Raw genomic sequence first — 24,124 nt, 5'->3', positions numbered from 1 at the left:
AGTGGAGCCACAGAACCAGATTCTGCGCGACCGGCTGCAGACCGGTTTTCTTGGCATCATCGCGTTCGCTCTGCTTCTGTTCCTGCTGGTTCAGGCGCGGTTCATGCTGATCTGCCTGGCCATCGCGATCATCATCTTTTCGCTGACATCTGATGCGATCGGCGCAATTGCGCGGCGCGGTGTCCCCAACTGGCTTGCCACGACGCTGGCGCTGATCGGGATCGGCAGCGGGCTGCTTTGGGCCTCGGCAACCGTCGTAGGCCAGATCAACGAGGTGGTGACGACCTCTATTTCCTATGCCGAGCAGATGCAGGCGGCACTGCCGGCCCTGCTTGAATGGCTGGGTCCGGAAGCGCAGCAGACCGTCGATACCGCGATCCGCAATTTCAACGTGACCGGCTGGATGCGCACGGCCGCGGGCAGCGCGTCGAACCTGTTATCGGGCGCGGTGCTGATCTTCTTGTTCGTGGGTTTCATGTTCGCGGAACGGACCTGGTTCCCGCTGAAGATCGAAAGCCTGCTCAGCAATGATGCGGTGGCGACGCAGCAGGTGCGCAAGATCATCAACTCGATCATGCGGCGAGTGAACCGCTATCTGATCGTCAAGACGCTGGTCAGCGCTGCAACGGCGCTGTGTGTCTGGGTGATCTTCACGGCAGCCTCACTACCGCTGGCCGGGGCGATTGCGCTGTTGACCTTCGCGCTGAACTTCATCCCGTCGATAGGGTCTATCGTGGCGACGATCATTGCGGTCGTTCTCAGCTATGTGCTGACTGCCGACCTGACCACGACGGTTGCCATTGCCATCGCCTGCACGGTGGTTCAGTTCGCCATCGGCAATGTGCTGGACCCGATGCTTCTGGGCCAGACGCTGCGCCTGTCCAGCTTCGGTATTATCCTGTCGCTGGCGTTCTGGGCCGCGATCTGGGGAATACCGGGCATGTTCCTTGCAGTGCCGATCATGGTCGCCATGATGATCGTCTGCGCCCATATTCCGTGGCTCAGGCCTGTCGCGGTCATGCTCTCTCGCGAGGGGCATCCTGATGACGGGCTGGCCGATGATGAATAAGCCGGGCGATCCGGTCGGGCGCAACGCCGGGAGGAGCACAAAATGAGCCGCAGCCGCGTCAACGACATCGCCGCCGCCCTGCCCGGTGCCGCCCATTCCGACCCGTGGGGCGGCGGACATGACTGCTGGAAAGTCGGCGGGAAGATCTTCGCGCTGATCGGCGCATCGGAAGACCGTGTCTCTGTCAAATGTGACAGTATCGAAACCGCAGATATGCTGATCGAGGCAGGCATCGCCAGCAAGGCGCCCTACATGCATCGAAGCTGGGTGTCGCTGGCATGCGACGCCGCGGAGGATGAGCTGGACCACCGTATCCGGCAGTCCTACCGGATCATCCGCGGCACACTTCCGAAAAAGGCGCAGGCCGAACTGGCGGAGATCGACCCGACCCGCTGACAGGTCCGGCCGCGCCCTAGCGAAACAGGATCAGGCTTGACGGGGCCCAACCGATCACGCCGCGATCGCCGACGCAGGACACGTCCCGCCCATAGACATTCCGCATCGAGATGCGCACCGGCTTGGACTGCGTGCCGTCCTCTTCATCCAGACGCACATCGTAATAGGTCATGTCGCCGTAATAGACGACCTCGTCAATCGTGCCGCCGTTCTGGCGCGGCGCTGTCTGGCTCTGCCCTGCCGGGAAGATGCTGACGGCCTCGGGACGAAAGCCGATCATCGGTCCCGCATCCGGGTCTTCGTTGCGGGCAACCTGGGAATGGGCAAGCTCGATCTCGCCCAGGCCTTCGACGTCAACGCGGATCACCTCGCCATCTTCCGACAGGATCGTTGCGGGCAGAAAATTCATGACGCCGATGAAATCCGCCACGCGGCGCGTCACCGGTCGGGCGTAAAGCGATTCCGGTTCGTCCAACTGTGCGATCTGACCTTCGAACATGACCGCGATGCGGTCCGACATGACAAGCGCCTCTTCCTGATCGTGAGTCACCAGGACAAAGGTGATACCGACCTGACGCTGAAGTTTTATCAGTTCGACCTGCATCTGCTCGCGCATCTTGCGATCCAGCGCCGAAAGCGGTTCGTCCAGCAACAAGACCTTCGGCTTCAGGATAAGCGCACGTGCCAGCGCAACACGCTGACGCTGACCACCCGACAAAGCATGGGCGGCACGGTTGCCATAGCCGGTCAGCCCGACCATCTTCAGCGCCTCGTCAACGGCTGCGGCCTTTTCCGATTTGCTGCGGGGATCGCGCCGCAGGCCGAATGCGACGTTTTCGGCGACGGTCAGGTGCGGGAAAATGGCGTAGGACTGAAAGACCATGTTGGTCGGCCGCTTGTTGGCAGGCACCGCCGCCATGTCCTTGTCGTCGATCAGAACCACGCCCGAGGAAATATCCTCGAACCCCGCGATGGTGCGCAAAAGCGTTGTCTTGCCGCAGCCGGAAGGACCGAGCAGGGAAAAGAATTCCCCCTCGCGGATATCAAGGTCGATGCCGCGCAGGGCGTGGTAGTCGCCGTAGTATTTGTGCACCTCGCGGCATTCGATCATCGGTCGCGCTGCCTGCAATTCGCCATAGCGGTTCGCAGATTTTGCGTTGCGCTGCATCGGGGCCGGACGTACGTCCGGTTGCCGGGCGGCGGTGTTCGAATCGTTCACAGGAAACCCCCATGGTCTTTCTGGCCGGTCCGGGCAACGCCGCGGCGGCGGAAATATTCAGCTATCGTCAGAAGCACGATCGACATGACGACAAGCACGGTGCCAAGCGACATGATGACCGGAATCGCCTTCGGAAAACGAAGCTGGCTGAAGATATAGGTCGGCAGCGTCGGCTCGTTCCCGGCGAGGAAGAAGGCGATGATGAATTCGTCAAGGCTGATCGTGAAGCTCATCAACAGCGCCGAAACGATACCCGGCATCACCAGCGGCAGGATCACAAGGCGAAAGGCGCTCCACTTCGTTTCGCCAAGATCATAGGCCGCTTCCTCCAGCGATTTGTCCAGACTGTTGAACGCCGTCGACAGGATCGCGATTGCGTAGGGCAGACAGATCAGCGTGTGACCAAGGATCACCGTGAAGATGGAAAGCTGCACCCCGATGGCCAGCAGCACGACCAGAAGCGACATTGCGACGATGATTTCCGGCAGCACCAGCGGAAGCATGATAAGCCCCATGATGCCGGGCTTGCCCGGAAAGTTGAACCGGGTCGAGGCGCGCGCCGCGAAGATGCCAAGGCAGGTCGCCATGATCGACGAACTGACAGCGATAATCAGCGAATTGGTGAATGCCCGGCGCAGCGTCGCATTCGCGACCATCTGACCGAACCATTCGGTCGTGAAGCCCTTCAGGGGGAAGGCGATGATCGTGCCTGAATTGAACGCGAAGATCGGCAGCAGCAAGATGGGCGCATAAAGAAAGATCAGATACGCTATCGCGTAAGCGCGCAGACCCCCGCCCTTCATTGCTGCACCCTCAGGAATCGCCGGTTGAAGAACAGGAAGATCAGGCTGACCACCGTTACGATCAGCATGGCCGTGATCGCCAGCGCAGACCCCATCGGTTTATTATCAAGCGCAAGCATGTTCGCCTGGACCATATTCGCGATCATCGGGATCTTGCCGCCGCCGATCAGTTCGGGCGTCACATAGTCGCCGATGGTCGGAATGAAGACGATCAGCGTCGCCGCGATCACCCCCGGCATGGCAAGCGGCAGGGTCACGCGCCAGAATGTCATCAGCCGCGACTCGCCCAGATCGCGCCCGGCCTCCAGCAGCGAGCGGTCGATCTTTTCGAGCGCCACATAGATCGGCAGGATCGCGAATGGCGCATAGGCATGGGCAAGCGTGATGACCATTGCCTGAACGTTAAACAGAAGAAAGCCAAGCGGCTCGTCAATAAGCCCGAGGCCGGTCAGCGATGAATTGATGACCCCGTTATGCCCAAGGATAACCTTCCACAGGAACACGCGGATCAGATACGAGGTCCAGAACGGAATGGTGATAAGGAATATCCACAGCGCCTTGCGTTCCGGCTTGACCACGAAGGACAGGAAATAGGCCACCGGAAAGGCCAGCAGGACCGTGGCCAGTGTCACCGCCACCGCAACCCCGAGCGAGCGCAGCATGATCTTGTGAAACACCGGATCAGTCCACACCGCCCGATAGTTTTCCAGCGTGAATTCCCGGATCACCTCCAGATAACCGTCCTTGAAGAAGGAATAGGCGAGGATCGTCAGAAGCGGCGCGGCCAACAGCAGGATTGCATAGATCAGCGGCGGCGAGACCATCGCCAGCCCCTGGCGCGCTTCGGCGTCGAAACGGGGTGCGGACATCATTTCTCCCTGCTGGCCGTTTGCGACCACTCTATAAAGGGAACCGCCGAGATGAAAAGCCGCATTGCGACATGGATTTGCCCTTGGGGCGCGCTTTGACTGCATGCTGGGCAACCCGCAAAAGCCTTCCCTTGCGTCAGCTTTCGCGGATACCGTTTTTTTGAACAGGTGAAGGCGTTTAAACTCGACAGAGCCATGAACGCATGCTCATTATGCGGCAAGCGGGGCCGAAACGAACCTCGCCTTGTGGAGGAACTATGACCGATAAATCGAAACTCGACCGCCGTCGCTTCCTGACGCATGCGACGATTGGCGGGGCGTCTGCCGCCGCTGCCAGCACGCTCGCCGCGCCGGCGATCGCACAGGAAATGCCGACCATAAACTGGCGGATGACCTCGTCCTTCCCGAAATCGCTCGACACCATCTATGGCGGTGCGGAAGTACTGTCGCAGATGGTCAGCGACGCGACTGACGGCAAATTCAAGATTCAGGTTTTCGCGGCAGGCGAACTCGTCCCCGGCCTGCAGGCAGCGGACGCCGCCAGCGAAGGCACGGTGGATTGCTGCCACACGGTTTCCTACTATTACTGGGGCAAGGACCCGACCTGGGCGCTTGGTGCCGCAGTGCCGTTCGCGCTGTCGGCCCGCGCCCACAACGCTTGGCAGTATCACGGCGGCGGGATTGACCTGTTCAACGAATTCCTCGCGACGCAGAACCTGTTCGGCCTGCCGGGCGGCAATACCGGCGCCCAGATGGGTGGCTGGTATCGCAAGGAAATCAACACGGTCGACGACCTGAAGGGTCTGAAGGTGCGCCTTGGCGGGTTTGCCGGTGCCGTGGCTGAAAAGCTGGGCGTCGTGCCGCAACAGATTGCCGGCGGCGACATCTATCCGGCGCTGGAAAAGGGCACGATCGACGGCGCTGAATGGGTTGGTCCCTATGACGACCAGAAGCTCGGCTTCGCGAAGGTCGCGCCGTATTACTACTACCCTGGTTGGTGGGAAGGCGGTCCGACCGTCCACTTCCTGTTCAACAAAGAGAAGTATGACGGCCTTCCGCCGGTCTATCAGAACATTCTGCGCACCGCCTGCCAGGCAGAAGATGCCGACATGCTGCAGAAATACGACTGGAAGAACCCGACTGCCCTGAAAGAGCTGGTCGCCTCCGGCGCGCAGCTTCGTCCGTTCCCGCAGGATGTGCTTCAGGCCTTCTACGAGGCCGCGAACGAGGTTTATACCGAACTCGACGCCTCGAACGAGAACTGGAACAAGATCTGGACCTCGATCAAGGCATTCCGCAACGACTGGTATCTATATAACCAGACGGCCGAATATACTTACGATACCTTCATGATGATTCAGCAGCGCAACGGCACGCTGTAATCAGATCGTATGAATGCGAAAAGGGCGCCTTCGGGCGCCCTTTTTCATTTGCTACGCTGGCGCAATAGCCGGTGAGCGCGATGCGCAGTCAGGTCGCAGCACAGCAAGCACCTGCCCGCGCCCGGCGCAGCTGCGCGACAGCCGCGTCAGCGGCCGTTTTCCCCTTCCCATCCGGCGCGAACCCTGCTATGCGCCCGGCTTCGGCTTCACCCTTGGAGGAAGCCGCGTAACCTGAAAGGAATATATCATGGCCAAAGAGATCCCAGATCTGGTGGCCGAGGCACGTACGGGGACAGGCAAGGGGGCCGCCCGTCAAGCTCGCCGTAACGGCAAGGTGCCCGGCATTGTTTATGGTGACCACAAGGACCCGGTCGCCGTTCAATTCGACTTCAACCAACTGCTGACCAAGCTGCGCGCCGGTCGCTTCATGTCCACCCTGTGGAACCTGAAGCTGGACGGTCAGGACGACGTGCGCGTCATCTGCCGCGGTGTTCAGAAAGACGTGGTGAAGGACCTGCCGACGCATATCGACTTCATGCGCCTGCGCCGCACCTCGAAAGTGAACCTGTTCATCCATGTCGAGTTCATCAACCATGAAAAGGCCCCCGGCCTGAAACGTGGCGGCACGCTGGTCACGGTTCGCCCGGAAGTCGAGCTGAACGTGACTGCTGGCGATATCCCGGAAAGCATCGTCGTGGACCTTGAAGGCCATGAAATCGGCGACTCGATCCATATCGGCGATGTGAAGCTGCCGGCTGGCGCGACGCCGACCACGGACCGCAACTTTGTCATCGCGAACATCGCTGCCCCGTCGGCGCTGGTGTCGGAAGAAAACGAAGGCGGCTCGGACGAGACTGCGGCCGATGCAGATGCAGAACTGCCCGAAACCGAAGAAGAAGCCGCAGAAGAGTGATCTTCTGCCGCAACGGCTTCAGCAAAGGCGGCGCTTCGGCGTCGCCTTTTTCTTTGTCCGCTCAGATGACCTTGCGCGGCTTGGCCGTCGCGGCGTCGCCGGTATTCGGCGTGCCGGTAGGTTCGATCAGCAGCAGATGTGCCTCGGTTCGGGCGACCGGCCGATGCTCCACATCTTTCGGCACGACGAACATCTCACCCTTTTTCAGCGTCACGACGCGGTCCCGAAGCTGAATGTCGATTTCACCATCCAGCACCAGAAAGAAGTCATCCGTATCCGGGTGGGAATGCCAATTGAATTCACCCACGACCTTCACGACCATGACGTCATGGCCGTTGAACTCTGTCACCGTGCGGGGCGACTAGTGATCGTCGAAGGTGGCGAGTTTGTCGGCCAGATTGATCGCATCAGCCATGCGCGGCCTCGCCTGCGGCTTCCGCTTCATCAATGGCGGCAAGGGCCGCCTGCCATGACAACATGATCGAGGCGTGGCGGTTCGGATAATCCCGCGCGGGCACCAGCACCTCAAGGCCGCCCCATGGCGCGTCCGGCACTGGCCCCGCTTCTTTCAGCATTGCGCGCAACTGGTCGGCACCCTTTGCGATTTCGTCACGACTGGCACCCATGACGCTCTGTCCCAATACCCCCGCCGAGGCCTGCCCAAGTGCGCAAGCCCGTACCTCTTGCCCGAAATCCGCGATGCGACCGCCTTCCATCCGCACATGCGCCGTTACCGTGGACCCGCATTGGGGCGAGCGTTTCATGGCGCTTCCCTGCGCGTCCGCGATCTTGCCCAGATGCGGAATATCCGCCGCCAAAGCGAGGATCCGCTTGGAATACAGCTGCATCATATCGGCGTCGGACATGGTTTTCCTCGGGTGGTTCAATGGTTAGATAGGCAGCGTATCCCCGAAAGGAAAGTCCATGTTCGATCCATCCACGCTGCGCTATGACGCCAATGGGCTGATCCCCGCCATCGCGCAGGACGCCGCAAGCGGCGAGGTGCTGATGATGGCATGGATGAATGCCGAATCCGTCGCGCGCACGCTGAACAGCGGCAATGTCACCTATTGGTCGCGTTCGCGGCAAAGCTTCTGGGTCAAGGGCGAGACATCGGGCCACCTGCAAAAGCTGGTGGAAATGCGCGTCGATTGCGACCGCGACACTTTGCTGGTGCTGGTCGATCAGACTGGCCCGGCCTGCCACACCAACCGCAGAAGCTGCTTCTATACCGCGCTGCGCGACGGTCAGGAAATCGAGATCCTGAAGCCGCTACAGGCCGACTAGGGTCCGAATATCGGCGGGGCTTGCGCCCTGCCCGCGCAGTTCCCGCAGGCTACGGGCGTCGTCGCGCTTGGCCAGCCGCTTGCCTGCCTCATCCCGGATCAGGCGGTGATGAAGGTATTCGGGCGTCTGCAGATCCAGCAACCGCTGCAGCAGGACGTGAATCCAGGTCGAATCGAACAGGTCCAATCCGCGCGTCACCAACGTGATCGCCTGCGCCGCATCATCGACCACGACCGACAGATGATACGAGGTACCCATCCCTTTCCGAGCCAGAACCACATCGCCAATGCCGCGCAAAAAAGCATCACGGTTCAGGACATGAGGGCCGTTGTCGCGAAAATTCAGCATATTGTCGCCAAGCAAGTCGAAGGCGCGTTCTGCGTCCAGCCGGATCACGTCGCCCGGCTGGATCGACGCCATCCTGCGCCCTCGACAGGTGCCGGGATAGACCAAGCCGTCGGGCCCATGGATTGGCGCGCCCTCCTGCGGGGCCGAAAGCGCGGCCTTGATATCGCCGCGCGTGCAGGAACAGGGGTAGGTGACGCCAAGCCCGGCCAGATGATCCAGCGCGTTTGCATAGATGCCCAGCCGGTCAGATTGCCGCATCACGGGTTCGGGCCAGTCCAGCCCAAGCCAGCGAAGATCGTCATAGATCGCGGCTTCGAATTCGGGCTTGCAGCGGTCCCCGTCGATATCCTCGATTCGCAAAAGCATATGTCCGGCCTCGGCCGCGACAAGCGCCGAATAGGCATGACCCAGGTGCAAAAGCCCCGTGGGCGACGGCGCAAACCGCGTTACTGTACCGCCAGCCATGCCCGGAAATCGTCCTTGGCGCGGTTCGTATAGGCCGGATAGCGGTCCTTGCGGCCACGACGCCCGCCCTTTGCCTCGACCGGGGGGAACAGGCCGAAATTCACGTTCATCGGCTGGAAGGTCTTGGCCTCTGCCCCGCCGGTGATGTGGTGGATCAGCGCGCCCATGGCCGTCGTACCGGGCGGCGCGGCCAGGTCGCGGCCAAGCGCCTCGGCAGCGGCCATCCGGCCCGCCAGCAGACCCATCGCCGCACTTTCGACATAGCCTTCAACCCCCGTCACCTGCCCGGCAAAACGAAGGTTCGGACGGGCACGCAGCCGCATCCGGTCGTCCAGCAGCGTCGGCGAATTCAGGAAGGTATTGCGGTGAATACCGCCAAGCCGCGCGAATTGCGCATTCTGCAAGCCGGGGATCATGCGGAACACCTCGGTCTGGGCACCGTATTTCATCTTGGTCTGAAAGCCGACGATATTATAAAGCGTTCCCAAAGCGTTATCCCGGCGAAGCTGGACAACGGCATAGGGCTTTTCTTCGGGCTTATGGGCATTGGTCAGCCCCACCGGCTTCATCGGGCCGTGGCGAAGCGTTTCGCGCCCGCGTTCGGTCATCACTTCGATCGGCAGGCAGCCGTCGAAATAGCCCGCTGTTTCGCCCTCGTGGAATTCAGCCTTCTCAGCGGCCAGCATGGCGTCGATGAAGGCTTCATATTCCGGTTTGGTCATCGGGCAGTTGATATAGGCCGTCCGCTCTTCCTCGGTCTCGCCCTTGTCATAACGCGACTGCCGCCAGGCGATATCCATGTCAATGCTGTCGGCATAGACAATGGGCGCAATGGCATCGAAGAAGGCCAGCGATTCCGCCCCGGTTTCGGCCCGGATCGCAGCGCCAAGTGCCGCCGAGGTCAAAGGCCCGGTCGCGATGATCCAGCGACCATCCTGCGGCAGTTCGGTGATCTCGCCTTCCTCGACGCTGACCAGCGGTTCGGCCCGCAATGCGGCAGTCACATCGGCGGAAAAGGCGTCGCGATCCACCGCCAGCGCACCGCCGGCGGGCAGCTTGTGACGGTCGGCCATGGCCATGATCAGCCCGCCCGCAGCCCGCATTTCCCAATGAAGCTGGCCCACGGCGTTGTTTTCGTCATCGTCCGACCGAAACGAATTCGAGCAGACCATTTCCGCGAAATCGCCGGACTTGTGGGCGAAGGTTTCAACCTTGGGCCGCATCTCGTGCAGCACCACAGGCACGCCCGCGCGGGTGATCTGCCAAGCGGCCTCTGATCCGGCCAGGCCGGCACCGATGATATGAATGGGTTCCATGGCGGGCGGTTAGCAATGCGCGTCGCGGGACGCAAGGAAAAGGCGCGGCCAGGCCGCGCCTTCATCGTCATGACAGGATCAGGCGTCGAAGCTTTCGACGCGCTTCGGCCCCTCGACACGTTCGATCGCGATCTGGCGGGGCTTCAGCGCCTCAGGCACTTCGCGGACCAGGTCGATATGCAGCATCCCGTCCTGATGCGAGGCGCCTTCGACGCGGATATGTTCGGCCAGCGTGAAGCGGCGTTCGAACGCGCGGGTGGCGATACCCCGATGCAGGAATTTGCGGCTGTCATCTTCCTCGGCCTTCCTGGCCGAAACGATGACAGAGCCGTCGCGCAGTTCGACATTCAGATCATCGGCGGTAAAGCCCGCAACAGCGATGGAAATGCGATACGCATCATCGCCGGTTTTTTCAATATTATAAGGAGGATAGGACTGGGTGGCGCTGTCAGCGGACAGGGCGCGATCCATCAGGTCGGCCATGCGGTCGAATCCGACCGAGGCGCGGTAGAGCGGTGCGCGATCAATATGACGCATGATACATCCTTTCGAAGCGATGCCTATGTGATGCCCCCGGATGACCGGGCGGCGTTTGACGAGACCCTTGCGGCGTCCCGCAGGGCGAATCTGGGATTGATTTCGATGGTTTCAAGAGGGGTAAAACCGCACCGCGCAGGCCGTCCACCGGCTGTGCACAGCACGTACACCGCCCGCAAACCGCCAAATGACGCGTGACGTCAGGCCGATAGCGCCGCCGGTTTCGGCCCGCCGGTCGCCCAGTCCAGCAGCTCTACCGTATGGACGACCGGGGTTTCGGTGCCCGACCCGATCTGGACCATGCAGCCGATATTGCCTGCCGCGATGATCTCGGGCTTTGTCGCCGCGAGCGTCGCCAGCTTGCGCGATTTCAACGCGCCCGACAGTTCCGGTTGCAACAGATTATACGTCCCTGCCGAGCCGCAGCAGAGATGCGGGTTTTCCGGTTCAACCACGGTAAAGCCCGCCTGCGAAAGCAGGGTTTTCGGCGCGGTCTTGACCTGTTGGCCGTGCTGCAGCGAGCAGGCCGAGTGATAGGCCACGCGGGCCGCCTTGGGCGTCACCTCGGGCAGACCGAACACCTCGAAGAATTCGGTCACGTCCTTTGCCAGTGCCGAGACGCGCGCGGCGTCGGGATCATCGGGGAACATATGCCCGTAATCCTTGATCGTCGTCCCGCAGCCCGAGGTGTTGATAATCACAGCATCCAGCGGGCTTTCGCGATCTGCCGCGATCAGGCTGGCGATGGCTGCGCGTGCGGTCGCGCGCCCCTCGTTGTCGCGCCCCATATGCAGCGTCATCGCGCCGCAGCAGCCGAAATCCTTCGGGATCACCACCTCGCAGCCCGCGCGGCGCAGCAGACGGATGGTCGCATCGTTGATATCCGTGTTCAGCGCGCGCTGCGCGCAGCCGATCATCAGCGCGACGCGGGCGCGTTTTGCGCCAGTGGGGGCGAAAACCTGTGCCTGATCGTTGCGGCTGACCGGCGGCAGGGCGGGCGGCGCAATTTCCAGCATCGCGCGCAAACGCGCATCCGGCATCAGCGCGCGAAACGGCCGGGCGATCCGGGCACCGCGCATCGCCAGACGGAAACGCCCGGCATGCGGCACGATCTTCGCGAGCATCCAGCGCAGCGCCCGGTCACGCCACGGGCGGCGGTAAGTCGCCTCGATATGCGCTTTGCCGATTTCCAGAAGATGCGCGTAATGCACGCCAGAGGGGCAGGTCGTCATGCAGGCAAGGCAGCCCAGACAGCGGTCGATATGCATCACCGTCTTTTCGTCGGCGGGACGCCCGGTTTCCAGCATCTCCTTCATCAGATAGATGCGCCCGCGCGGGCTGTCGAGTTCATCCCCGCGGATGAGGAATGTCGGGCAAGTCGCTGTGCAAAAACCACAATGCACGCACGAACGCAGGATCTTGTTGGCCCGGGCCAGATCGGGATCGGCAAGCTGTTCGGGCGTGAACTCGGTTTTCATGGAGCGCCCCCGAAAATGCCGCGCGGGTCGAATTTCTGTTTCAGCCCGGCATTTAGCCGCGCGGTGACGGGGTCGGTTTCCGGCAGGCTGGCGGCATCGCCGCGCAGGCGGGTGGCGCGTGCGCCGGGTGGCAGATCGGGCATCCAGTCGGGCGGGGCCTCGGCCCAGATCAGCGCGCCGCCCCAATCGACAGCATGTCTGCCCGGAAGCCCGGCCAGCATCTGTGCCGCATCGGACGGTCTCAGCACCATCCGCCAAAGCGGTCCGGTCGCGCCCGCAGCAAAATCGCGCAACATGGCGAAATCGGCATCGCCTTCCAGTATGTCCGCATCGCCATGTTTCGCCACGGCATCGCGCAGCATCCCGGCGCGGATTTCAACCGATCCCGGCAGTCCCTCCAGCCGCAGGATCACGTTGCCATCGGGCAAGCGCCCCGCACCCGTCACGTCAAAAGGCCCGCTCATGGCCGTCACCATGACCGCAATCGCGCTGGTGTCGTCCCGCGCGCGAAGGCGCAGGGTCGCGCGGACGGGCGGGATGGGCGCCGTTTTCAGCGCCACTTCCGTAATCGCGCCCAACTGACCGCGCGACCCCGCCATCAGCTTTACCAGATCATAGCCCGTCACGTTCTTCATCACGCGCCCGCCATTCTTCACGATTTCGCCGTCGCCCGTGACAAAACGCACGCCCAGCATCGCATCGCGGCACGCCCCGGCCGAAAGTCTGCGCGGGCCAGAGGCATTCGTCGCCGCCACGCCCCCGATTGTCGAACCGGGGCGCGGATCGGGTTCGAATGCCAGCATCTGACCTTCTGACGCGAGCGCGGCCTCTATCTCGGCCAAGGGGGTTCCGGCCCGCGCGACCAGTGTCAGCGCCTCGGGTTCATACAGGGCGATCCCGCTCAGCCCGGCCATGTGCAACGGCTCACCGACTTCGTCCGGCAGCGCACGTGTGCCGCCGCCGGTGATGCGGAGGGGTGCCTTTGCCGCGCGGATCATGGCAGCAAGATCGGCCTCAGTTTCAGGCTGCATGCCGCCCCCGGCGCCGCGCAGAGGCGTCCAGCGGAAAGACCTTGGCCGCGTTCAGGTGCCAGCCGGGATCGAACACGTCCTTCACGGCCATTTGTGCCTCCAGATCGGCATCGGAATATTGTGCGCCCATCAGCTCGCGCTTTTCCACCCCGACGCCGTGTTCGCCGGTCAGGCAACCATCAACCTCGACACAGAGGCGCAGAATATCGGCCCCCAATGCCTCGCAACGCTCCAGATCGCCGGGTGTGTTGGCGTCATAAAGGATCAGCGGATGCATGTTGCCGTCACCGGCATGAAAGACATTGGCGACGCGAAGCCCTGCCCTGGCTGAAAGTTCGCCGATGCCGGCCAGCACGTCGGGCAGCCGGCTGACCGGGATCGTGCCGTCCAGGCACATATAGTCGCTGATGACGCCCATAGCGCCGAAGGCGGATTTGCGGCCCAGCCAGATGCGGCGCGATTCCTCCTCGGACCGGGATTCGCGGAATTCCAGCGGGGCGAAGCTTTCGGCTATTTCGCGGATCAGCGAGAGTTGTTCGTCGATTTCGGCGGGCGTGCCCTCGACCTCGACGATCAGCAGCGCCTCGCAATCGGGATAGCCTGCGCCGCAGAAGTCCTCGGTCGCGGCGATGCAAGGGCGGTCCATGAATTCGATGGCGACCGGCAGGATGCCGGATCGGATGATCGCCGCGACGCAGGCCCCGGCGGTCACGGGACTGTCAAAGGCGATCAGCACGGGCCGCGCGCCGGCAGGCTTTGGCAGGATGCGCAGCGTCGCCTCGGTCACGATGCCAAGCTGACCCTCGGACCCGCAGATCAGACCCAGCAGATCCAACCCCGCACCTTCGCCCATCGGCCCGCCCAGCTCAACGACCGAGCCGTCCATCAGCACCACCGTTGCGCCGAGCAGGTTATTGGTGGTCACGCCATATTTCAGGCAATGCGCGCCGCCTGAATTCATCGCTATATTGCCACCGATCGCGCAGGCAAGCTGGGATGACGGGTCAGGCGCATAGAAAAACCCCTGCCCGTCCACGGCCTGCGTGACCGACAGATTCGTGCGCCCGGTCTGCACGCGGACAAGGCGATCCGCGGAACTGATTTCAAGCACCGCATTCATCCGCGCCAGACCGATCAGCACGGCATCCGATGTGGGCATGGACCCGCCGGCAAGACTGGTCCCTGCCCCGCGCGGCACGACGGGCGCGCCTTCCTCGGCACAGATCTTCAGGACAGCGGAAACTTCTGCCGTGGTCGATGGCAGCACGACCATCAAAGGCGGGCAGCGATAGGCCGACAGCGCGTCGCATTCATAGGCGCGCGTCTCGGCCGGGCCGGTCAGGACGGCATCGCGGTCGGCCAGAGCCGCCCGCAGCCGCGACGCGATGGCGTCGCGACGGGCGATGACGCTGGTATCGGGTTCCGGCATCTGCATCTCGGGTCATCCTCGCGCTGCGGAATTGGCAGGAAGGCAGGGTGCGGGCCGCTCGGGCATGTCGTGTTTCCTCGCAGCAGTGCCTGTTCTGCGAACATGATATGCGCGCCGCTTTGCGACTGGCAACCATGAGAAACTGCCCCTATCAAGAAGCGATGGATATACCTGCGCATATCTGGGTGCTTACACCGCTGGACGTGGTCGCGCTGATCTGGCTTTTCGGGAACTGGCTGGGCATCGGCTGGCTGACCGAACACCCACCGGCATCGCGCCCCTCGGTCACGACGCTGACGGTGCATTACCGCCATGAATGGATGCGTCAGTTCATCACGCGCCAGCCCCGCATCTTCGACAGCGCAATCCTGCAGACACTTCGCGAGGGACCGACCTTCTTTGCCTCTGCCTGCCTGATCGCGATCGGGGGCGGCATGGCACTTGTCGGCAACCCCGAGCGGCTGAGACAGGTCGCGGGAGAGCTGGAGCTGGGCCAGTCGCCGACAGTGCTGTGGCAGATCAAGGTCATCGTCGCGATGTTCTTTGTCGCGAATGCGCTGCTGAAGTTCATCTGGTCCCACCGCCTGTTCGGCTATTGCGCGATCATGATGGCGTCGGTCCCCAATGATCCCGCCGATCCGCTGGCGCTGCCCCGCGCCGAGCAGGCGGCAGAGATCAACGTCACAGCCGCGCGCAGCTTCAATATCGGGTTGCGCAGCATCTATTTCGCGCTTGCCGCACTGGGCTGGCTTGTGGGGCCGTGGGGGCTGATCGTGACCAGCACATTCGTCACCGCACTGACCTGGCGGCGCGAATTCGCGTCACATTCACGCGCCGTCATGCTGCGCGATCTGCCCCGGCGCAAGGCGCGCTGATGCAGAGGCGGGTGCTCTACATCCCCGGATACGACCCGATACCGCCGCGCCGCTATCGAGAGCTTTTCAAACGCGAAGGCGCCGAGCAGGCGGCGATTTCGGGCTATCGGCTTGCGACCGGCGCGCGCACCGACCGCACAGGCTTCGGCTGGGGCGCGACGACGCTGACGGGCGATCAAAGCGCCACGGCAGAATTCGAGGTGCTTGTCTGGTCCGATATCGTTGCGGGATCCATGGGGCAGTCGATACCGGCGACTTACGCCCAGCTCGCGCGCACGGCATGGGCCTATATCGGGTCGGGCGCGCTGTGGCGACTGATGCGGCTGCGACGCGGGCCGGTTCTGGCTGCACTTTATCCGATTGTCGTTTTGCTGGCGCAGGCACTGGCCGCCGTATTGGCGGGCTGGCTGGCGGGGTGGCTGGTATCCCTGGTTGCGACGTGGTGGCTGGGTCTGCCGGTGGCGCTTGTTGTGTTCGTGTTGGGCCTTCGGCAATGGCGCAAGCTGGATGGCAAGATTTTCGCATATTACCTGATGCATGACTACGCGTTCACGGCGCAGAGCGGCGGCGCATACCCACCTGCGCTGCAGGCCCGTATCGCCGAATTTGCCGAGCGCGTGGCCGAGGTCGGTTCACAGGACTGGGATGAGGTGCTGGTGATCGGCCATTCCTCGGGCGCTTATATCGCGGTGTCGGTGCTGGCGGAGCTTGCCCGCGCGGGGCGATTGCCGCAGCAGGTCGCGCTTCTGAGCCTTGGCCATGTCGTGCCGATGGCGTCCTTTCTGCCGCGCGCCGATCAACTGCGACGGGATCTGCACGATCTGGCCGCTGCGCAGACGGTCTGGATCGATGTCAGCGCGCCGGGCGATGCCTGCTCGTTCGGATTGTGTGATCCGGTCGCGGTGTCGCGCTGTGTGCCCGAAGGCGGCGGCGGACCGCTGGTGCTGTCGGCGGCGTTCACGCAAACGCTTTCGCCGGAAAAGCAGCGTGCCTTGCGGCACCGCTGGTTCCGGCTGCATTTCCAGTATCTGTGCGCTTTCGACCGCCCAGGCGATTATGACTATTTCCAGATAACGGCGGGGCCGCTTGGCCTTGCCGAACGCTTTGCAAACCGCCACCACTCGCCGGGACGCATCGCCGTGCCGGCCAATCGCTGGCATTACCCATGACCCCCCCGAAGCCGGAAAGTTCCGAAGCCCGGACCGGACTTCTGCACTATATCAGGCATTTCCGCCGCGACCTTCTGTCTGCGCTGCCCGCAAGGCTTTACCGGGCATGGATGGCGGAATTCCGTGCCGGGCCCATTCACAGCTTCCTGTGCAACGATCCCGACCTCGTCAACCTTGTCCTGCGCGAGCGTCCCGGCGACTTTCCGAAATCCGACCGCCTGCGCGAGGGGTTGGCCCCGCTTCTTGGCCGGTCGGTCTTCGTGACGAATGGCGAGGAATGGCAGCACCAGCGGCGCATCATCGACCCGGCGTTCGAGGGCGGTCGCCTTCGAGAAATATTCCCGCAGATGGCCGACGCGGCGCGCGCCGCGGCGCGGCGCATGCCGCAGGGCGAGGTCGATATCGAACCCCTGACCTCTCATGCCGCCGCCGATGTGATCTTTCGCACGCTGTTTTCTATTCCGATCGAAGATGAAACGGCCGCGCAGGTCTTCGCGGCCTTTCGCGACCATCAGCAGGCGCAGCCCATCGTAAATATCGGCGCGCTTCTGCCGCTGCCGGGCTGGTTTCCGCGATTTCATTCACGCCGCGCGACGACCACGGCGGCACGGATCAGAGGGCTGATCGAAACGCTTGTCGACACCCGCGCGCGCGAGATCGAGGCAGGCAACGCGCCGGACGATCTGGCGACTAAGATCATGACCACACCCGACCCGCAGACCGGCAAATGTTTCAGCCGGTCCGAAATGGTCGATCAGGTCGCGATCTTCTTTCTTGCCGGTCACGAGACGAGCGCCTCGGCCCTGGCCTGGGCATCATGGCTGCTGGCGGCGCATCCCGACTGGCAGGAGCGGCTCGCGGCAGAGGCGCTTACGCTGTCAGATACGCCATCCTTTTCAGATATTTCCGAGCTGAAGTTAAGCCGCGCCGTATTCCGCGAGACTTTGAGGCTTTATCCGCCGGTGCCGATGATGGTCCGTGAGACGACCCGTGCCGAGAAATTTCGCGACCGGAATGTCCCGAAAGGCGCCCAGATCGTGCTGTCGCCCTGGCATCTGCATCGTCACGAACGGTTGTGGGACAACCCCGACGGCTTCGACCCGGCGCGGTGGGAGACGCCCAACGGCAAGGCATGCCAGCGCAACGCCTTCATTCCCTTTTCGGCGGGGGCGCGGGTTTGTCCCGGCGCGGGATTTGCGATGGTGGAAGGCCCGCTTATTCTGTCGATGATCCTGCGCGATCACCGGCTGGAGGTGACAGAGCCCGCGCCCGTTCCCGCCGCACGGCTGACCGTGCGTGGGCAGGACGGGATCAGGGTCAGGATTTCACCTCGCGCCCCGGCTTCGTCTTTCCGTCCGTGACGCGGGTGTAAGTCCCCTCGCCCGCCAGAATGCCGCGGAAGCCGCCCGGCTCGTCCAGCGAAAAGACGATGATCGGCAGCTTGTTGTCGCGCGCCAGTGCAATGGCCGAGGCATCCATCACACCAAGGTTCTTCTGCAACGCCTCGTCATAGGTCACTTCGTCATAGCGCACGGCATCGGCGAATTTCTTCGGGTCCTTGTCATAGACCCCGTCGACCTTGGTGCCCTTGAAGATCGCCTCGCAGTTCATTTCGGACGCCCGCAGGGTGGCGGCAGTATCGGTGGTGAAATAGGGGTTGCCGGTGCCCGCCGCAAAGATGATGACGCGCTTCTTTTCCAGATGGCGCACGGCGCGGCGGCGGATATATGGCTCTGCCACCTCGTCCATGCGGATGGCGGTGATGACGCGGGTATGGATGCCCTTGGCTTCCAGTGCCGACTGCATTGCCAGCGCGTTCATCACGGTGGCAAGCATCCCCATGTAATCGGCGGTCGTGCGTTCCATCCCCTGCGCGCTGCCCTGCAGGCCACGGAAGATGTTACCGCCGCCGATGACCATGCAGACCTCGACACCAAGGTCGGTGACCGATTCGACCTCGTCGGCGATGCGCGCGATGGTCGGCGGGTGAAGGCCGAAGCCCTGATCGCCCATCAGCGCCTCGCCCGAGATCTTCAGCATGACGCGATCATAGCTGGTCGGGGCCTTCGTTTCCGCTTCGCTCATCGAGATTCCCTTCCAGTGGTTCAACTGCGCCGCAAAATGTCGCAAAAGGGGTTCGGGTTCAACCGCCGGAATGGACAGTCATGGGCACGGATTACAGCCAAGTGATCGAAACGATCGACCCGCAGCGTCATGTGGTGATCGCGGGGCCGACGGCCTCGGGCAAGTCGGCGCTGGCGCTGGCGATTGCCGAAGCGCAGGGCGGCACCATCGTGAATGCCGATGCGATGCAGATCTGGTCTTGCTGGCGCGTGCTGACCGCGCGACCGGACGCGGCGGATATGGCGGCAGCGCCCCATGCGCTTTACGGGCATGTCGATCCCGGCCAGAGCTATTCGGTCGGCGACTGGCTGGGCGATGTCGCCAAAATCGAGGGGCGGCTGATCGTGGCAGGCGGCACCGGGCTTTACCTGACGGCGCTTACCTCTGGCCTTGCGCATATTCCGCCGGTCCCGCCCGAGATCCGCGATACCGGCGACGCGATCCTTGCCGGTGGCGGGCTTCAGGACATGATCGCCGGGCTTGACGACGCCTCGCGCGAGAAGATCGACCTGAACAACCCCGCCCGCGTGCAGCGCGCTTGGGAGGTTCTGCAGGCGACCGGGCGCAGCATCGTGGACTGGCAGACGGAAACGCCGCCACCGCTGATCTCGCCCGAGGATGCGACATGTCTGGTGCTGAAATCCGACCGCGACTGGCTGGCCAAGCGTATTCTGGTGCGATTCGCGCAGATGTGGCAGGACGGCGCGGTCGATGAAGTGCGTGCGATGATGCCCGTCTGGGACGAGCGCGCGCAATGGACCCGCGCCATCGGCGCACCCGAGATCGCGGCCTATCTTCGCGAGGAAATCGACGCCAAGACCGCGAAATCGCGGGCCATTATCGCGACGCGCCAATATGCGAAATCGCAGCGGATCTGGTTCCGGTCGCGGATGAAGGCGTGGAATACGCTGCGGGTCGGCCCGGCCGCCTGATCGCGGCCGCTCAGACGGCTTCGCTCATTCGTCAGACTGCGGGTCGTCGGACTGCGGATCGTCAGGCCGGGCTTCGTCGCCCTGAGCGCACTGCCTGCCGCGAAAGCCTGTGGCTACGACGAATTTTTCGGACGAATCGGACCGCGAAGCCGGCGGCTTCACATTGGCCACCTTGTCGAAATTCTGCTTGAGCAGGGTCTGCAGCGACTGTTCGGCACCGCCGGCCAGCACCTTGGCCACGAACGTGCCGCCCGGTGCCAGCACGTCGAACGCGAGTTCTGCCGCAGCTTCGACAAGCGTCACGATGCGCAGGTGATCCGTCCCCTGATGCCCAGAAGACGAGGCCGCCATGTCCGACATGACCACATCGGCCTCGCCGCCCAGCCATGCCTTGACCTTGTCGTCCGCGCCGTCCTCAAGAAAATCCAGAACATGGATTTCGGCGCCGGGAATCGGATCAATTTCCTGCAGATCGACGCCGATGATACGGCCCTGCTTCTTGCCGGATTTCTCGCCCAGCGCATTAATCCGCGGGATCGCAACCTGCAACCAGCCGCCGGGCGCGCAGCCCAGATCGACAACCCGCGCACCGGGCACGAGAAAGCGATACTTGTCGTCCAGTTCCAGGATCTTGAAGGCGGCGCGGCCGCGATAGCCTTCGCGCTTGGCGCGCTGCACATAGGGATCGTTCAGCTGCCGTTCCAGCCAAAGCGTGCTGCTGAGCTTGCGGCCCTTGGCAGACTTTACCCGTACCCGCAGATCGCGCTGCCCGCGGCCAGAGGATTTGCGTTCGCGTGGCCCGTTCACGCCGCCCGGCTTTTTCGCCATCAGGTCACCCCGTTCATCTCGTCATCGGTGATCGCGCCGTCGCGGACCATCTGGGAATATAGCAGCCCCTCGCGCAGGCCACGGTCGGCGACCGACAGGCGGCGCGTCGGCCAGATGCGCATCAGCGTCTGCAAGATCGCCGCGCCCGACATGATCAGCGCGTGGCGTTCGCGCCCGATGCGCGGATCGGTGCGACGCCCTTCCGGCCCAAGCGCAAGGTAATTGCGGATCACGGCGTCGATTTCGGCGCTTGTCATGGTCAGACCGTCAACCTTGGTGCGGTCATAGCGTTTCAGCCCCAGATGGCTGGCGGCAACCGTTGTAACCGTTCCCGAGGTGCCGATGATCTGGAAACCGCGATCCGGCGCCCCTTTCGCATAGGGCGCAAAATCCGCGAGCATTTCTTCGAAATACCAGCTCATCAGCGCAAAACGTCCCGGATCGTCGGTCACATCCGCGAACTGGTCGCGCAAGGTCGCCACGCCAAGGGGCACGCTGATCCAGTCCACCACGCGCGCGCCGCCCGGCTCGACCGAGGAGAAGCCGTTTCCCAGCTTCATGATCGCGCGCGACCGTTCGCGCGGTTCCACATCGCCAAGGTCGATCCAGACCAGTTCGGTCGAACCGCCGCCGATGTCGACGACCAGCAATTGCTCGGTCTTCTGGTTGACCAGCGGCGCGCAGGAAATGACGGCGAGGCGGGCCTCTTCCTCGGCGCCGATCACCTCGATCGGCAGGCCGGTTTCGCGCCGGATCATGCGCATGAAATCGCGGCTGTTGCGCGCACGGCGGCACGCCTCGGTCGCGACAAGGCGCATGTTCTGGACCTTGTGCTGTTCCAGCTTGCGCCGGCACACCTGAAGGGCATGCACGGTGCGCGACATGGACGCACGTGACAGCCGCCCCGACGCCTCCAGCCCCTGACCGAGCTGGACCGGCTTCGAAAAGCTGTCGACAACCTGGAACTGACTGCCCGTCGGTCGGGCAATCAGCATCCGGCAACTGTTTGTTCCCAAATCCAAAGCTGCGTATAGCGGCCCCGAATCGGGGGGGCGGGTGCCTGACGGCTCAACCTTCGGTGCCGGGAACGCGTCCGCACCCGCGGGACGCCTGGGCGCCATGGTCACGCCCTCCGATATCAAGTTAGCCCCAAGGTAACGAGCCGACGCTTCCGGTTCAAGGGGGCGACAGAGCGAGCGGGACGTCAGGTTTCGGGGCGGGGATCGCCGGTCGTTTCGCCCTTCGCCTCGCCGGTCCCGAACAGGCCCGCAAGCCCGCGAGAGACGAGATTGCCGACCTTGGGCCGGGGCTGCGCGATAAAGGGCAGCGGACGGCAGACCTCCATCGCGGCGATGCCGACACGCGCGGTCAGCGCACCGTTCACGACGCCCTCGCCGAAACGGCGCGACACCTTGGACAGAAGGCCGCCGCCTGCGACCGTATGGATCAGATCATCGCCCGCCGCGACCGCGCCCGTGGCCACAAGATGGGTCATCACGGTGCGCGCCAGCCGCCAGCCGCCGACAGCACCCGCGCGTCCGCCATAGATTTCGGCCATGCGCCGGATCATGCGCAGATTCGCCGCCAGCGCCGCCGCGACATCGGCGAAGGCCAGCGGAATGAGCGCGGTCGCCGTCGCGACGGTTCGCGCCGCAGCCTCGATCTCTCGCCGCGCCTCCTGATCGAGCGGCGCGAGAAGCTGCGTCTCGGCCAGCATGAGAAGCGTTTCGGCATCGAAGGCATCGGGCGCGCGCTCGGCCAGCGTCGTACGCCCCCACTGCGCCTGCGGTCGTTCGGCATAAATCGCATCGAGCCGCTTCACCACGCTGCGCGCCATGCCGAGATCCTCATCCGCAAGCGCTTTTCCGGCATCGCGGTTGATATGGTCGATCTGCGCAAACCTGCCCCAGGCGCGGTATTCGCGCACGGCAAGCCCCAGCACCGCCAGCGTGAACAGGGCAAACAGCCCCACCCCGACCCAGCCAAGGATCGGCCAGCGGGTCATCAGCCGGTCGATGTAATTCAGTGCCGCGACCGACAGAAGAAATGTCAGAAGCGCCGCAGCAGCGTTGAAGAAAAACCGCGTCAGCTTCGACGGACCGCGACCTGCCAGCCGTGTGACCAGGTCCATCGTCGCAGGTCGCGGCAGGGATGACGGCGCATCCTCGATGGGGGTCGCATCAGCGGGGTTCGCGTCGGCGCGCTGACGGGGGGTATCCTCGTCAAGCTCTATCAGCACGGGGCCGTGGCGTCGTTGGTCGGTCAAAGTCGATCTCCGATCAGAAATTCTGCGGCCCGGTCCAGCCGGATATGGGGCGGCCCGTCGCCCGGACGCGAGGTATCGGCGGCAGGTCTGAAGTTCATCGCGGCGTAATCGCCGTCCAGCCATTCGGTCTTGCCTTCGCGCGCGGGCACCAGAAGTTGCGCCGGGTCGGCAGGCAACTCGCCCGGATAGAAGGCCGCGCGCCGCCCGTCCATCAGCGTGCCCCGCACGGCAGGAAGATCCTGCCCGTTCTGTTCGATCATCGCCTCGGTCGTGGCGCGAAGCGAGGCAATCGCCATCGCTTCTGTCCGCGCGCCCGCGAAATCGGCGCGGTCGCGGGCCTCGCGCAGAAGTGCGGTGGCGATATTGGCCAGTCGCGGATGCTGGGTATGGTGCAGGTGATCGGCCTTGGTGGCGGCGAACAGGATGCGCTCGACCCGGCGCAGGCCCAGCAATTGCGCCAGCCAGCCGGTGCGGCCCGGATTGAAGGCGGACAGGATATCGGCCATCGTCCGGCGCAGATCTTCCAGCGCTGGTGGCCCGGCATGGATCGCGCCCAGCACATCGACCAGCACCACCTGACGGTCGATGCGGGCGAAGTGGTCGCGGAAGAAAGGCTTCACGATGCGCGATTTATAGGCCTCGTAGCGGCGGGCGAATTCGCGGCGCAGCGGCGATTTGCCTTCGACCGGCGGCAGGGGCGCGAAGGTGAGCGCGGGCGATCCTGCCATCTCGCCCGGCAAAAGGAAGCGGCCCGGCGTGCAATCGGACCAGCCCGCCTCGCGCGCGGCCTGCAGATGCGCGGTATAGGACGCCGAAAGCGATTGGGCGGTCTGCTCGTCCAGACGCGCATCCAGATCGACGGCTGCAAGGGCGGCAAGATAATCCTCTGCACCCGGCCTGCCCGGCATCCGCGAAAGCACCTCGGCAGACCACTCGTCATAGCTGCGTTCCATCAGGCGCAGGTCCAGAAGCCATTCGCCGGGGTAATCGACGATGTCGATATGCACGGTCTGCGGCTTGCGCCACCCGCTGAGCAGCCCCGAGGGCTGCACCCGCAGGGACAACCGAAGTTCCGAGATATGCCGCGTCCCCTCGGGCCAATACGGCTCTGGCCCGGTCAGGGCGGCAAGATGGTTTTCGAATTCAAAGCGCGGAACCGTATCGTCGGGCTGCGGCTGCAACCAGGCCGCCTTGATCGACCCGTCAGCGGCGGCCTTCAGCGCCGTCATCCGACCGCGATCCATGAGGTTTGCGACAAGCGATGTGATGAACACCGTCTTTCCCGCGCGGCTTAGCCCCGTCACCCCAAGCCGGATCACCGGGTCGCCGACACCGATGCCGCGCAGCAGATCACTTCCAAGTCCCATCGTTCACCTCAACCCCGGATC

25 protein-coding genes are annotated in these 24,124 nt (G+C 63.6%); 9 read left to right on the top strand and 16 right to left on the bottom strand.

The window, feature by feature from the left end:
* The first annotated feature begins 1 nt into the window (after nucleotide 1).
* Nucleotides 2–1,069 (top strand): AI-2E family transporter, encoded by a 1,068-nt coding sequence (locus FQV27_RS01095; RefSeq protein ID WP_246132955.1) that lies wholly within the window; start codon nucleotides 2–4, stop codon nucleotides 1,067–1,069.
* A 42-nt stretch (nucleotides 1,070–1,111) separates the two neighbouring features.
* Nucleotides 1,112–1,465, top strand: a complete 354-nt coding sequence (locus FQV27_RS01090; RefSeq protein WP_147095915.1) for an MmcQ/YjbR family DNA-binding protein — start codon at nucleotides 1,112–1,114, stop codon at nucleotides 1,463–1,465.
* Nucleotides 1,466–1,481: 16 nt separating this feature from the next.
* Here FQV27_RS01090 and FQV27_RS01085 read toward each other — a convergent pair whose 3' ends face one another.
* The 3 genes from FQV27_RS01085 to FQV27_RS01075 all read right to left on the bottom strand — a co-directional run bounded on the left by FQV27_RS01085 (nucleotide 1,482) and on the right by FQV27_RS01075 (nucleotide 4,356).
* Nucleotides 1,482–2,576: an ABC transporter ATP-binding protein gene (locus tag FQV27_RS01085; protein ID WP_147096809.1), complete on the bottom strand. Its 1,095-nt coding sequence runs from the start codon at nucleotides 2,574–2,576 to the stop codon at nucleotides 1,482–1,484.
* Between the two features lie 104 nt (nucleotides 2,577–2,680).
* The gene (locus FQV27_RS01080) at nucleotides 2,681–3,487 is read right to left on the bottom strand and encodes an ABC transporter permease (protein ID WP_147095913.1); all 807 of its coding nucleotides are present in this window, start codon (nucleotides 3,485–3,487) and stop codon (nucleotides 2,681–2,683) included.
* Nucleotides 3,484–4,356, bottom strand: a complete 873-nt coding sequence (locus FQV27_RS01075) for an ABC transporter permease (RefSeq protein WP_377768722.1) — start codon at nucleotides 4,354–4,356, stop codon at nucleotides 3,484–3,486. The genes FQV27_RS01080 and FQV27_RS01075 overlap by 4 nt, the downstream gene beginning before the upstream one ends.
* A 257-nt stretch (nucleotides 4,357–4,613) precedes the next feature.
* On the opposite strand from FQV27_RS01075, the gene FQV27_RS01070 reads away from it, so the two are divergent.
* Nucleotides 4,614–5,738 (top strand): TRAP transporter substrate-binding protein, encoded by a 1,125-nt coding sequence (locus tag FQV27_RS01070; RefSeq protein ID WP_147095909.1) that lies wholly within the window; start codon nucleotides 4,614–4,616, stop codon nucleotides 5,736–5,738.
* A 247-nt stretch (nucleotides 5,739–5,985) separates the two neighbouring features.
* On the top strand, nucleotides 5,986–6,651 hold the full coding sequence (locus FQV27_RS01065; RefSeq protein WP_147095906.1) for a 50S ribosomal protein L25/general stress protein Ctc: 666 nt from the start codon (nucleotides 5,986–5,988) through the stop codon (nucleotides 6,649–6,651).
* 61 nt (nucleotides 6,652–6,712) lie between these two features.
* On the opposite strand, the gene FQV27_RS01060 is transcribed toward FQV27_RS01065, so the two are convergent.
* The gene (locus FQV27_RS01060; protein ID WP_425467928.1) at nucleotides 6,713–7,000 is read right to left on the bottom strand and encodes a cupin domain-containing protein; all 288 of its coding nucleotides are present in this window, start codon (nucleotides 6,998–7,000) and stop codon (nucleotides 6,713–6,715) included.
* A 58-nt stretch (nucleotides 7,001–7,058) separates the two neighbouring features.
* A complete protein-coding gene (locus FQV27_RS01055; protein WP_147095904.1) occupies nucleotides 7,059–7,517 on the bottom strand; it encodes an iron-sulfur cluster assembly scaffold protein in 459 nt (152 codons plus the stop codon).
* A 58-nt stretch (nucleotides 7,518–7,575) separates the two neighbouring features.
* Here FQV27_RS01055 and hisI point away from each other — a divergent pair, with 58 nt between their 5' ends.
* Nucleotides 7,576–7,938 carry a phosphoribosyl-AMP cyclohydrolase gene (gene hisI, locus FQV27_RS01050; protein WP_147095902.1) on the top strand — a complete coding sequence of 121 codons (363 nt, stop codon included), beginning with the start codon at nucleotides 7,576–7,578 and terminating at the stop codon, nucleotides 7,936–7,938.
* On the opposite strand, the gene gluQRS is transcribed toward hisI, so the two are convergent.
* The 6 genes from gluQRS to FQV27_RS01020 form a co-directional block, all read right to left on the bottom strand.
* Complete coding sequence (gene gluQRS, locus FQV27_RS01045) at nucleotides 7,924–8,751, bottom strand: tRNA glutamyl-Q(34) synthetase GluQRS (RefSeq protein ID WP_147095900.1); 828 nt, start codon at nucleotides 8,749–8,751, stop codon at nucleotides 7,924–7,926. The two genes, hisI and gluQRS, sit on opposite strands and share 15 nt — an antisense overlap.
* Entirely contained in the window at nucleotides 8,733–10,067 is a 1,335-nt protein-coding gene (gene trmFO, locus FQV27_RS01040; RefSeq protein ID WP_147095898.1) for a methylenetetrahydrofolate--tRNA-(uracil(54)-C(5))-methyltransferase (FADH(2)-oxidizing) TrmFO, read from the bottom strand. The genes gluQRS and trmFO overlap by 19 nt, the downstream gene beginning before the upstream one ends.
* Before the next feature lie 78 nt (nucleotides 10,068–10,145).
* A complete protein-coding gene (locus FQV27_RS01035; protein ID WP_147095896.1) occupies nucleotides 10,146–10,604 on the bottom strand; it encodes an Hsp20 family protein in 459 nt (152 codons plus the stop codon).
* A gap of 200 nt (nucleotides 10,605–10,804) precedes the next feature.
* Nucleotides 10,805–12,082, bottom strand: coding sequence for a glycolate oxidase subunit GlcF (glcF, locus tag FQV27_RS01030; protein WP_147095894.1), 1,278 nt, complete (start codon nucleotides 12,080–12,082; stop codon nucleotides 10,805–10,807).
* Nucleotides 12,079–13,113 (bottom strand): FAD-binding protein, encoded by a 1,035-nt coding sequence (locus FQV27_RS01025; protein ID WP_147095892.1) that lies wholly within the window; start codon nucleotides 13,111–13,113, stop codon nucleotides 12,079–12,081. The genes glcF and FQV27_RS01025 overlap by 4 nt, the downstream gene beginning before the upstream one ends.
* Complete coding sequence (locus FQV27_RS01020) at nucleotides 13,103–14,548, bottom strand: FAD-linked oxidase C-terminal domain-containing protein (RefSeq protein WP_147095890.1); 1,446 nt, start codon at nucleotides 14,546–14,548, stop codon at nucleotides 13,103–13,105. The genes FQV27_RS01025 and FQV27_RS01020 overlap by 11 nt, the downstream gene beginning before the upstream one ends.
* 155 nt (nucleotides 14,549–14,703) lie before the next feature.
* Between FQV27_RS01020 and FQV27_RS01015 the strand changes: the two genes are divergently transcribed.
* Genes FQV27_RS01015 through FQV27_RS01005 form a run of 3 tightly spaced genes read left to right on the top strand, consistent with a single transcriptional unit; the run spans nucleotide 14,704 to nucleotide 17,947 of the window.
* The gene (locus FQV27_RS01015) at nucleotides 14,704–15,417 is read left to right on the top strand and encodes a DUF599 domain-containing protein (protein WP_147095888.1); all 714 of its coding nucleotides are present in this window, start codon (nucleotides 14,704–14,706) and stop codon (nucleotides 15,415–15,417) included.
* Complete coding sequence (locus tag FQV27_RS01010; protein ID WP_147095886.1) at nucleotides 15,417–16,586, top strand: hypothetical protein; 1,170 nt, start codon at nucleotides 15,417–15,419, stop codon at nucleotides 16,584–16,586. The genes FQV27_RS01015 and FQV27_RS01010 overlap by 1 nt, the downstream gene beginning before the upstream one ends.
* Nucleotides 16,583–17,947 carry a cytochrome P450 gene (locus tag FQV27_RS01005; protein WP_147095884.1) on the top strand — a complete coding sequence of 455 codons (1,365 nt, stop codon included), beginning with the start codon at nucleotides 16,583–16,585 and terminating at the stop codon, nucleotides 17,945–17,947. Before FQV27_RS01010 ends, FQV27_RS01005 begins: the two co-directional genes overlap by 4 nt.
* On the opposite strand, the gene pyrH is transcribed toward FQV27_RS01005, so the two are convergent.
* Complete coding sequence (gene pyrH / locus FQV27_RS01000; RefSeq protein ID WP_147095882.1) at nucleotides 17,904–18,671, bottom strand: UMP kinase; 768 nt, start codon at nucleotides 18,669–18,671, stop codon at nucleotides 17,904–17,906. The genes FQV27_RS01005 and pyrH overlap by 44 nt on opposite strands.
* Before the next feature lie 80 nt (nucleotides 18,672–18,751).
* On the opposite strand from pyrH, the gene miaA reads away from it, so the two are divergent.
* Nucleotides 18,752–19,642, top strand: a complete 891-nt coding sequence (gene miaA / locus FQV27_RS00995; RefSeq protein ID WP_147095880.1) for a tRNA (adenosine(37)-N6)-dimethylallyltransferase MiaA — start codon at nucleotides 18,752–18,754, stop codon at nucleotides 19,640–19,642.
* A 24-nt stretch (nucleotides 19,643–19,666) separates the two neighbouring features.
* Here the strand turns inward: miaA and FQV27_RS00990 are convergent, their stop codons facing one another.
* The 4 genes from FQV27_RS00990 to FQV27_RS00975 all read right to left on the bottom strand — a co-directional run bounded on the left by FQV27_RS00990 (nucleotide 19,667) and on the right by FQV27_RS00975 (nucleotide 24,103).
* The gene (locus FQV27_RS00990; RefSeq protein ID WP_147095878.1) at nucleotides 19,667–20,470 is read right to left on the bottom strand and encodes an RlmE family RNA methyltransferase; all 804 of its coding nucleotides are present in this window, start codon (nucleotides 20,468–20,470) and stop codon (nucleotides 19,667–19,669) included.
* Nucleotides 20,470–21,591: a Ppx/GppA phosphatase family protein gene (locus FQV27_RS00985; RefSeq protein WP_147095876.1), complete on the bottom strand. Its 1,122-nt coding sequence runs from the start codon at nucleotides 21,589–21,591 to the stop codon at nucleotides 20,470–20,472. Before FQV27_RS00985 ends, FQV27_RS00990 begins: the two co-directional genes overlap by 1 nt.
* A gap of 83 nt (nucleotides 21,592–21,674) precedes the next feature.
* Nucleotides 21,675–22,736: a YcjF family protein gene (locus FQV27_RS00980; protein WP_147095874.1), complete on the bottom strand. Its 1,062-nt coding sequence runs from the start codon at nucleotides 22,734–22,736 to the stop codon at nucleotides 21,675–21,677.
* Nucleotides 22,733–24,103 (bottom strand): YcjX family GTP-binding protein, encoded by a 1,371-nt coding sequence (locus FQV27_RS00975; RefSeq protein WP_147095872.1) that lies wholly within the window; start codon nucleotides 24,101–24,103, stop codon nucleotides 22,733–22,735. The genes FQV27_RS00980 and FQV27_RS00975 overlap by 4 nt, the downstream gene beginning before the upstream one ends.
* Between the last annotated feature and the right edge of the window lie 21 nt (nucleotides 24,104–24,124).

The sequence above is a fragment of the Paracoccus aurantiacus genome (assembly GCF_007993065.1).
Taxonomy (GTDB): domain Bacteria; phylum Pseudomonadota; class Alphaproteobacteria; order Rhodobacterales; family Rhodobacteraceae; genus Paracoccus; species Paracoccus aurantiacus.
Note: the sequence above shows the minus strand (reverse complement) of the source record. Positions and strands in the feature narration are given on the sequence as shown.

What these genes read in the sequence shown, in the direction of transcription:
- FQV27_RS00990 (WP_147095878.1), bottom strand. Translation starts at nt 20,470, where the DNA reads ATGGCGAAAAAGCCGGGCGGCGTGAACGGGCCACGCGAACGCAAATCC.
- FQV27_RS01090 (WP_147095915.1), top strand. Translation starts at nt 1,112, where the DNA reads ATGAGCCGCAGCCGCGTCAACGACATCGCCGCCGCCCTGCCCGGTGCC.
- FQV27_RS01005 (WP_147095884.1), top strand. Translation starts at nt 16,583, where the DNA reads ATGACCCCCCCGAAGCCGGAAAGTTCCGAAGCCCGGACCGGACTTCTG.
- FQV27_RS01020 (WP_147095890.1), bottom strand. Translation starts at nt 14,548, where the DNA reads ATGCAGATGCCGGAACCCGATACCAGCGTCATCGCCCGTCGCGACGCC.
- FQV27_RS01065 (WP_147095906.1), top strand. Translation starts at nt 5,986, where the DNA reads ATGGCCAAAGAGATCCCAGATCTGGTGGCCGAGGCACGTACGGGGACA.
- FQV27_RS00985 (WP_147095876.1), bottom strand. Translation starts at nt 21,591, where the DNA reads ATGGCGCCCAGGCGTCCCGCGGGTGCGGACGCGTTCCCGGCACCGAAG.
- FQV27_RS01015 (WP_147095888.1), top strand. Translation starts at nt 14,704, where the DNA reads ATGGATATACCTGCGCATATCTGGGTGCTTACACCGCTGGACGTGGTC.
- FQV27_RS01075 (WP_377768722.1), bottom strand. Translation starts at nt 4,356, where the DNA reads ATGTCCGCACCCCGTTTCGACGCCGAAGCGCGCCAGGGGCTGGCGATG.
- trmFO (WP_147095898.1), bottom strand. Translation starts at nt 10,067, where the DNA reads ATGGAACCCATTCATATCATCGGTGCCGGCCTGGCCGGATCAGAGGCC.
- FQV27_RS01070 (WP_147095909.1), top strand. Translation starts at nt 4,614, where the DNA reads ATGACCGATAAATCGAAACTCGACCGCCGTCGCTTCCTGACGCATGCG.
- FQV27_RS01010 (WP_147095886.1), top strand. Translation starts at nt 15,417, where the DNA reads ATGCAGAGGCGGGTGCTCTACATCCCCGGATACGACCCGATACCGCCG.
- glcF (WP_147095894.1), bottom strand. Translation starts at nt 12,082, where the DNA reads ATGAAAACCGAGTTCACGCCCGAACAGCTTGCCGATCCCGATCTGGCC.
- gluQRS (WP_147095900.1), bottom strand. Translation starts at nt 8,751, where the DNA reads ATGGCTGGCGGTACAGTAACGCGGTTTGCGCCGTCGCCCACGGGGCTT.
- FQV27_RS01035 (WP_147095896.1), bottom strand. Translation starts at nt 10,604, where the DNA reads ATGCGTCATATTGATCGCGCACCGCTCTACCGCGCCTCGGTCGGATTC.
- hisI (WP_147095902.1), top strand. Translation starts at nt 7,576, where the DNA reads ATGTTCGATCCATCCACGCTGCGCTATGACGCCAATGGGCTGATCCCC.
- FQV27_RS01085 (WP_147096809.1), bottom strand. Translation starts at nt 2,576, where the DNA reads ATGATCGAATGCCGCGAGGTGCACAAATACTACGGCGACTACCACGCC.
- FQV27_RS00975 (WP_147095872.1), bottom strand. Translation starts at nt 24,103, where the DNA reads ATGGGACTTGGAAGTGATCTGCTGCGCGGCATCGGTGTCGGCGACCCG.
- FQV27_RS01080 (WP_147095913.1), bottom strand. Translation starts at nt 3,487, where the DNA reads ATGAAGGGCGGGGGTCTGCGCGCTTACGCGATAGCGTATCTGATCTTT.
- FQV27_RS01055 (WP_147095904.1), bottom strand. Translation starts at nt 7,517, where the DNA reads ATGTCCGACGCCGATATGATGCAGCTGTATTCCAAGCGGATCCTCGCT.
- miaA (WP_147095880.1), top strand. Translation starts at nt 18,752, where the DNA reads ATGGGCACGGATTACAGCCAAGTGATCGAAACGATCGACCCGCAGCGT.
- FQV27_RS01025 (WP_147095892.1), bottom strand. Translation starts at nt 13,113, where the DNA reads ATGCAGCCTGAAACTGAGGCCGATCTTGCTGCCATGATCCGCGCGGCA.
- pyrH (WP_147095882.1), bottom strand. Translation starts at nt 18,671, where the DNA reads ATGAGCGAAGCGGAAACGAAGGCCCCGACCAGCTATGATCGCGTCATG.